Source organism: uncultured Chitinophaga sp. (assembly GCF_937874145.1).
Lineage (GTDB): Bacteria > Bacteroidota > Bacteroidia > Chitinophagales > Chitinophagaceae > Chitinophaga.
On the sequence record NZ_CALNBI010000359.1, the window covers coordinates 1 to 7601 of the forward strand.

Genomic DNA, 7601 nt, shown 5'->3' on the forward strand with positions numbered 1-7601 from the left:
AATATCCGCGAGCTGGAACACCTGGTCGAACGCAGCATGCTGCTGAACCGGGGGCCGCTGATCGAAGAAATCATGCTGCCCGGCTTCCGCCAACCGGAATTCATGCCCATTTCCGCCGCACCGGCAGACAACCGGGTGAAGACCATCAATGAAAACGAGCGCGATCACATCCTGAGTGTCCTCAAAAAATGCAATGGCCGCGTATGGGGCGCCGGAGGGGCTGCGGAACTCCTGCAAATCCCGCCCACAACGCTCCATTCGAAAATGAAAAAACTCGGCATTCGGAAGGAACACATCAGCTAATCCGTGAAAAGTACAATTCTGACCGGCATATGCACAATGTCGCGGATGATTAAAAGCATATTTTTGCAACATGGTTTCAAATAGCAGCAATTCATATGAGGTGGCCATCGTCGGTGGCGCCACGGCCGGGCTCAGTGCCGCGCTCACTTTGGGACGCACGCTCCGCCGCACCATCGTGCTCGATGGCGGCGAGCCGCGCAACAAGCCCGCCGCCCATGCACATAACTTCTTCACGCGCGACAACACGCCGCCGTCTGAATTACTCCGTATCGCCAGGGAACAATTGCAGCCATACGATACGGTGCACCTCCGCCAGGCTTTCGTGACAACTGCCGCAAAAGAAGGCAACGGATTTGTACTCGGTACCGAATCCGGTGAACAGTTCTTCGCCCAAAAATTAATCCTCACCACCGGGGTAAATGACGACCTCGCGCCTATCCCGGGATTAGCGGGGCTATGGGGTGACCGCGTCATCCATTGCCCGTATTGCCACGGTTACGAAGTGCGCCGTTTACCGGTTTGCGTGATCGCCAACGGCGAAGCAGCGGAACATTACGCCGTTACGCTGTCCAACTGGCATAGCGGCATCACCTTCCTCACCAACGGCGAAAACCGGATCAGTACTGAGATGCAGGAAAAATTTAAAGAGAAAGGATACAAGGTCAACACTTCCCCCATCGCTTCGCTGGAGCGCAGCGGCCAGGGCGTCGCCATCCAGCTGGAAAACGGGGAACTGCTGGAAACGGGTGCCGTGTACTACCGGCCCGAAAAGGTGCTGTTCAGGAACTCCCTGGCAGAACAATTGGGGTGTGAAATAAGCCCTGAAGGTGTGGTGACCGTGAACGCTGTATATGAAACCACCGTACCGGGCGTGTTTGCAGCCGGCGACCTCACCCATCCCGGGTTGCATCAATTGTACATGGCAGCGGCGGGAGGACATCTCGCGGGCACGAATGCCAACCGCATCCTCACACAGGAAGCCTGGTAATCAAGGCGTGGCGGCAAGCTTATGAATATCGCGCACTTCTATGACTTTGGAACTGTACCCGTTACGGGAAACGGCTATCATGGCCTTTCCCAGCTCCTGCAGCGAACTCGCGAAACCGGGGAAAAGGGTACGGAAGAAAGGATACATCCAGCCGAGATACCTGTAAGCTTTTAACAGGTGCCGCTGGCCCGGCGAAGCTTTCAGCAAACCGGGGCGGAATGCGAATACGGCACGGAAAGGCAGCTTCATAAGATCGTTTTCCGTTTTCCCCTTCACGCGCGCCCACATCACACGGCCACGCTCCGAGCGGTCGGTCCCGGAGCCGGAAACGTAACAAAAAGCGATATCGCGGTTACGTTCTGCGAGCGTTTCGGCAAAGTGCATGGTGAGCACGTACGTCTGCCGGTAATATTCCGGCTCGCTCTTCCCGACGGAAGTAACACCCAGGCAAAAGAAACAGGCGTTGTACCCGGTCAGCTGGTCGGCGATAGGCCGTATGTTGAAGAAATTTTCGTGGATGATTTCCTGCAGTTTGGGATGCGTATAACCCGAAGAGCGGCGATTGATGATCAGCACCTTTTCTACAAGTGGATTTTCAAGGCATTCGAGCAGAACGCCCTCTCCCACCATTCCGGTGGCGCCAGTCAGTATGACGTTGAGGGTTTCAGGCATGAGGGGTAGGATTTTAACCGAATGTAACACAATTCACCCTAACTACCGCAGCTGCCGGCGACCAGCCATCAGTATCAGCAACGACAATACCGCCGGAATAGCCATCCAGAGCGCCATTGGGAACGCCGTGTTTTCTTTGAACAGGCTCACGAAAACAGATGCCAGCGCACCGGCCCCCATCTGCAAAGCGCCCATCAAAGCCGAAGCCGTTCCCGCGCTTTTAGCAAACGGCGCAAGGCAAAGCGCCGCGGTATTGGGGTTCACGAAACCCAGGCAACATAACATCACCGTCAACACGGCAATCGTTCCGCCAAGGCCCAGCCACTCCAGTTTCGCACCGGCTACGAATACAATCCCGGCAACGGCCATCACCGTCAACGCCACCGGCAGTATCTGTTCGCTCCGGAAACGCTTCAACAACAATGTATTCACCTGGCTGGAACCGATAAAGCCCACACTCAGCGCCGCAAACACCCATCCATACGCTTTATCCGACAAATGGAATACCTGCATGAAGACCTTCGGCGAGCCGGAAACATACGTGAACAACGCGGAGAAGGATACCGCGCCCGTCAAGGCATAGGTGTAAAATTGCGGCACCGTCCACACCGACCAGAAATTGCGTATAATCGACGCCGGCATCAGCGATAACGTCGTATCCGGCCTGAAGCTATCGGGCAGCCACAGGATGCAGGCCAGCAGCATAAGCGCGCCCATACCGGCCAGGATCGTGAATACCGAATGCCAGCCGATGGAGCTGGTCACATAGCCGCCTACGGTAGGGGCCACCATCGGTGAGGCTCCCACTACCAGCATCAGCAACGCAAATACCTTCGCGTTTTCATGGACGGGAAACAGATCGCGGACCATCGCCATCGCCGCCACCGTAGCAGCGCAGGAGCCCACCGCCTGGAAAAAGCGCAGGAAAATCAGGCTGTCGAGCGAAGTCGAAAACACACATCCGGCAGACGTGGCGATGTAGAGCAGCAAACCGATGTACAAAGGCTTCTTTCTCCCAAACCGGTCCAGCAGCGGGCCATACAGCAATTGCCCTACGCAAATCCCCACAAAATAGCTGGACAGCGTCAGGCCCACCTGTTCCACATCCACCCCAAGATCTTCCGCAATGGCAGGGAAGCCGGGCAGGTACATGTCGATCGTAAAGGGACCGAGCGCAGTGAGGCTTCCCAGGATGAGAATCAATGATAAATAAGTCGAACGTTTCAAAGCAGGAACCGAATAAATGGCCGGGCAGACCAGGATCGCCGGTCGGCACAACACATGATTACACAATAAATTTCAATGCAGATTGTGAGGAGAATGCCCCGCAAAGATAGGAAAAGTTTTAACTACGCAATATCCCCATTTCCAGCCCCCTCAGCTCCGCAAGCCCTTTCAACCGGCCGATGGCGCTGTACCCGGGATAGGTCTGTTTGGCGAGGTCGTCCAGCATCTGGTGGCCATGGTCGGGGCGCATGGGCAGCTGTACATTGCGGCGGCGCATCGTTGCCGTGAGGGCGCGCACCACGGCGTACATGTCCACGTCGCCGTTGAGGTGGTCCGCTTCGTAGAAATCACCGTTTTGGTGGCGGCGGATATTGCGGAGATGGATGAAGTGAATCCGGTCGCCCATCCTTTCGATGATCCCCGTCAGGTCGTTATCGGGCCGCACGCCGAGGGAGCCCGTGCAGAAGCAAAGCCCGTTAGCCGCACCCGGCGCCGCGTCCAGGATGGCCCGCAGCTGCGTTTCAGTGCTCACGATGCGCGGGAGGCCCAGCAAGGGATACGGCGGATCGTCGGGGTGGATGGCGAGCCGGATGCCCAGAGATTCCGCCACGGGACCGATCTCGCGGAGGAAATGAAACAGGTGAGATTGCAACGTGGAGGCGTCGATATCGGCGTATTGCGCCAGCGCCTCCAACACACCGTCGCGGGTGAAACGTTCTTCGCTGCCGGGCAGGCCCAGCAAGGCGTTATGGAAAAGCGTTTCGCGCTGGGAAGGTGTCAGTGTTTTCAGTTTTGTTTCGGCAAGATGGATTTCTTCGGGACTGTAATCCGCCTCCGCACCGGGGCGCCTGAGCAGGAACAGGTCGAATGCGATGAAGGCCGCCCGGTCGTAGTAAAGCGCGCGGGCGCCGGTGGGCAATTCATAACTGACGTCGGTCCGCATCCAGTCCATCACCGGCATGAAATTATACGTGACCGTCTGCACCCCGCACCGGGCAAGGTTTTGCAGGCTGTCATTATAATTGGAGATATAACGCCGGAAATCCCCGGAAGATTTTTTAATGTCTTCATGAACCGGCAGGCTTTCCACTACCGACCAGCGCATGCCTTCCGCTTCGATGCGCGCCTTTCTCTTTTCGATTTCGCCGATCGTCCAGGTTTCGCCCACGGGGATGTGGTGAAGGGCGGTCACAACGCCGGAGCACCCGGCTTGTCGGATATCGCGCAGGCTCACGGGGTCGTTGGGCCCGAACCAGCGCATCGTTTGTTCCATCGGCATGCAAGTGGAATTTTAAGCGGAATCAAATTGGAGAATTCTGCCTGAAAATCCAAACCGGATATGCATTTCCGGCTTCGAAAACGTTTGAAACTGATGGAAGTGACATGAAACCGTCGGCCCGCGTGAGCGCCGCGAGGTCGCCGGAGCCCTGGTGCGGGATGGGCAGGGCCTGCAAAACGGCTTCGCGGGAGATGTACAATTTGACGGGAATGAAATATTCCAGCGGCCGGGCGAACGTCAGCGTTTCCGAAAGCCTTGCCATTACGGGCTCCCGGTCGGGCAAGCCCAGGCAAACTTCCAGCCAGGGCCTGATATAACGGGCGTAATTGGTCATAACCGACTGCGGATTCCCCGGCAGTGCAAACACCACCGGCCCGCCCGGCAACCTGCCGAACAGGATGCGCTTTCCCGGCTTCTGCCCCACCCCGTCCACGATCTTTTCCATCCCGGCTTCGGCCAATACTTCGGGCAGGTGGTTAAACCGCCCGTCGCCCACCGCGCCGGTGCAGATCATCACATCGCAGCGATGGAGCAGCGGCAGCAATTCGTCGGCCATGCGGGGCTTTTCGTCGGCCAGGTGCACGATATCGGTTGGGATCCCCAGTTCCTGCAAACCCGCCGCCAGGCTATGCACGTTCGACAGCCGGACCTGGTGGGGCTCGGGCGTTTCCCTTACTTCCACCAGTTCGTTCCCCGTGGCCACGAGCAAAACTCTTGGCAAGGCGCTCACTTTCACTTCGGCTTTGCCCGTACCCGCCAGCACACCGATTTCCGCCGGCCCGATCCTGACGCCCGGTTCCAGCAGGGGCTTGCCGGCATGTGCATCTGTGCCTTTGCGGTGGATGTGCTGCCCCTGGCGGATGTCGCCCGCCACCGTAAACCTCCGGAACCCTTCGTGCTCGGCCACTTCCAGCTGGTCGAACGGAACGACGGCATCAGTGAGGTCGGGCAGAACGGAGCCGCGCATCACTTCTATGCCGTCGGCCAGGTTGGCCAGCTGCTGGCGCGGCATCCCCGCCGCCTGGATGCCCCCGGAGCCGAATACCCGCTGCCCGCGGCCGTAGCTTTCGAATGCGATGGCGAGGCCGTTGACGGTCACACGGTCGTAAGGCGGCAGGGGCCTGTCGGCATGCACGGTTTCGCGGAGGATGCGCCCTTCCGCGGCTTCGAGTAATACGGTTGTAACGCCGAAACCCGCTGCGGCGCGCAACATGGCGGTATAAGCTTCCGATACGGTCATCATAACATTGGGTTTTGCTTCCCTAAATTATTCAATTGCGGGCAATGCATCAAATCGCCGCAGCCCAACAATTGCGCGAACGGCATTGTTTTATCAACATGCAAAGCATCCTCCTGATCGAAAAGAAAGACAAAAAACGCAGCAGCCTCGCCCCTTTGCTCCAAACCGCCGGGTACGGCGCGGAAGCGGTTACCGACGGCGCGGAAGGCATCCAAATCATGCGAAAACAAACACCCGATCTCGTGGTCTGCGACATGGACGTAAAAGGGGCCGACGGGCTGGGGGTGCTCCACGTGATGCAGCAGGAAGGGCCGCTGCAATTGGTGCCTTTCATTTTGCTCATGGACGAATGGGACCCGCGCCGGTACCGCGAAGCTATGCAGCTGGGGGCCGATGATGTGATCGTGCGCCCGTTTTCCGGCGCGGAATTGCTGCAGACGATCGCCGTACGCCTCGAAAAGCGGCATCTCCTCCTGCAAAACGCCGCCGCCATCGATCCGGTGGACGAATCCGATTTCCGCAACGTCATCCGCACGTTCATCACCGACCGCAATACCGTCCGCCTTGCGCCGCACGAAGTGATTTATCGCGAAGGCGAAACGCCGCGATACATGTTTTACATCCTCTCCGGGAAAGTAAAAACGGTAAAAACGCATGAAGACGGGAAAGACCTGCTGATCAGCCTGTACACGAAAGGCGATTTCTTCGGATATATCGCTTTGCTGGAAGAAGAACGCTACAAAGCCACGGCCCTCGCGATGGATGAAACGGAACTGGCACTGATACCGAGGACAGATGCGGAAGAGATGCTGTCGCGCGTGCCGCTCATTTTCCAGAAATTCGTGCGCATGCTGGCGCGCAACCTCACGGAAAAGGAGAACCGGCTCGTGGGCATCGCGTACGATACGTTGCGCAAAAAAGTGGCCAGCGCGTTGGTGCATTTGCGGAACAAATATCACCAGGGCACTGGCCAGTATAAGGTTAACATCGCCAGGGATGAACTGGCCTCTCTTGCCGGAACCGCCACGGAATCACTCATCCGCACGCTCGGCGAGTTCAAGCAGGAAAAACTGATCGCCATCAAAGGGCCTGTCATCACCCTGCTGGAGCCGGGCCGGCTGGAAGGCATCGCCTTCCATTAATCATAAAACTTATGCGGTTACCCGTGAAGCAACCTCATCCCTGTCCGTCATATTTCCATACTGATCTTCTTACTTCGGTTACTTCGCCGGGACCTGGTTTTTCCGGATTAAAACCGCCCCCGGGAGCGGAGGCGGCTATCTGGTTGTATGAAGCGGGTATTATGTTCGCATCAAATTCATATTGCAAATGTAGAAACGGCCCGATATGTGATGAATGATACGCGTCAGGCGTGAACTGATAGTGGTCAGACGGGCCGGGGGCCTGTGCCACTGAATCCACGATCCGAACATTGTACGGGCGCTGTTTGTTATAGTAGCTTTACAGCGCCTGAAAAACCCTTTCAACATGAAAAAGTACGATGCCATCATTATCGGGGCCGGACAGGCAGGAACCCCGCTGGCGCGGAAGCTGGCCGGAGCAGGCTGGAAAACCGCGCTGATAGAGAAACGCCGGATCGGCGGCACCTGTGTCAACGACGGATGTACGCCCACCAAAACCATGATCGGCGCCGCACGCGTCGCTTACATCGCCGGATGCGCCGAACAGTTCGGTATCCCGGCAGATCTTTCGCAATTACGATTATCGAAGGTAAAAGCGCGGAAAGACAAGATCGTGCAGCAATCCATAGACAGCCTCACCAAATCGATCACCTCCACCGAAAATCTCGATTATATCGAAGGGAAAGCCGTGTTCAGCGGGATGAAAACCATCGAAGTGAACGGTGAAAGCCTCCAGGCGGAGCATATCTT

The 7601-nt window shown here is 57.3% G+C and carries 8 protein-coding genes; 4 read left to right on the forward strand and 4 right to left on the reverse strand.

Going from position 1 to position 7601, the window contains the following annotated elements:
* A partial coding sequence (locus tag Q0510_RS17490; protein WP_298714787.1) for a helix-turn-helix domain-containing protein occupies positions 1 to 303 on the forward strand: 303 nt, incomplete at its 5' end.
* A 70-nt stretch (positions 304 to 373) separates the two neighbouring features.
* A complete protein-coding gene (locus tag Q0510_RS17495) occupies positions 374 to 1291 on the forward strand; it encodes an NAD(P)/FAD-dependent oxidoreductase (RefSeq protein ID WP_298714790.1) in 918 nt (305 codons plus the stop codon).
* Here the strand turns inward: Q0510_RS17495 and Q0510_RS17500 are convergent, their stop codons facing one another.
* The 4 genes from Q0510_RS17500 to Q0510_RS17515 form a co-directional block, all read right to left on the reverse strand.
* Positions 1292 to 1963: an epimerase gene (locus tag Q0510_RS17500; protein WP_298714792.1), complete on the reverse strand. Its 672-nt coding sequence runs from the start codon at positions 1961 to 1963 to the stop codon at positions 1292 to 1294.
* Positions 1964 to 2005: 42 nt separating this feature from the next.
* Positions 2006 to 3190: a multidrug effflux MFS transporter gene (locus tag Q0510_RS17505; protein ID WP_298714794.1), complete on the reverse strand. Its 1185-nt coding sequence runs from the start codon at positions 3188 to 3190 to the stop codon at positions 2006 to 2008.
* A 118-nt stretch (positions 3191 to 3308) separates the two neighbouring features.
* Positions 3309 to 4469: a mannonate dehydratase gene (gene uxuA, locus Q0510_RS17510; protein WP_333864929.1), complete on the reverse strand. Its 1161-nt coding sequence runs from the start codon at positions 4467 to 4469 to the stop codon at positions 3309 to 3311.
* A gap of 22 nt (positions 4470 to 4491) precedes the next feature.
* Complete coding sequence (locus tag Q0510_RS17515; protein ID WP_298714797.1) at positions 4492 to 5712, reverse strand: molybdopterin molybdotransferase MoeA; 1221 nt, start codon at positions 5710 to 5712, stop codon at positions 4492 to 4494.
* A gap of 41 nt (positions 5713 to 5753) precedes the next feature.
* Between Q0510_RS17515 and Q0510_RS17520 the strand changes: the two genes are divergently transcribed.
* Together Q0510_RS17520 and Q0510_RS17525 are read left to right on the forward strand one after the other, a co-directional pair.
* Complete coding sequence (locus tag Q0510_RS17520; RefSeq protein ID WP_298714800.1) at positions 5754 to 6851, forward strand: cyclic nucleotide-binding domain-containing protein; 1098 nt, start codon at positions 5754 to 5756, stop codon at positions 6849 to 6851.
* 346 nt (positions 6852 to 7197) lie between these two features.
* A partial coding sequence (locus Q0510_RS17525) for an FAD-dependent oxidoreductase (protein ID WP_298714802.1) occupies positions 7198 to 7601 on the forward strand: 404 nt, incomplete at its 3' end.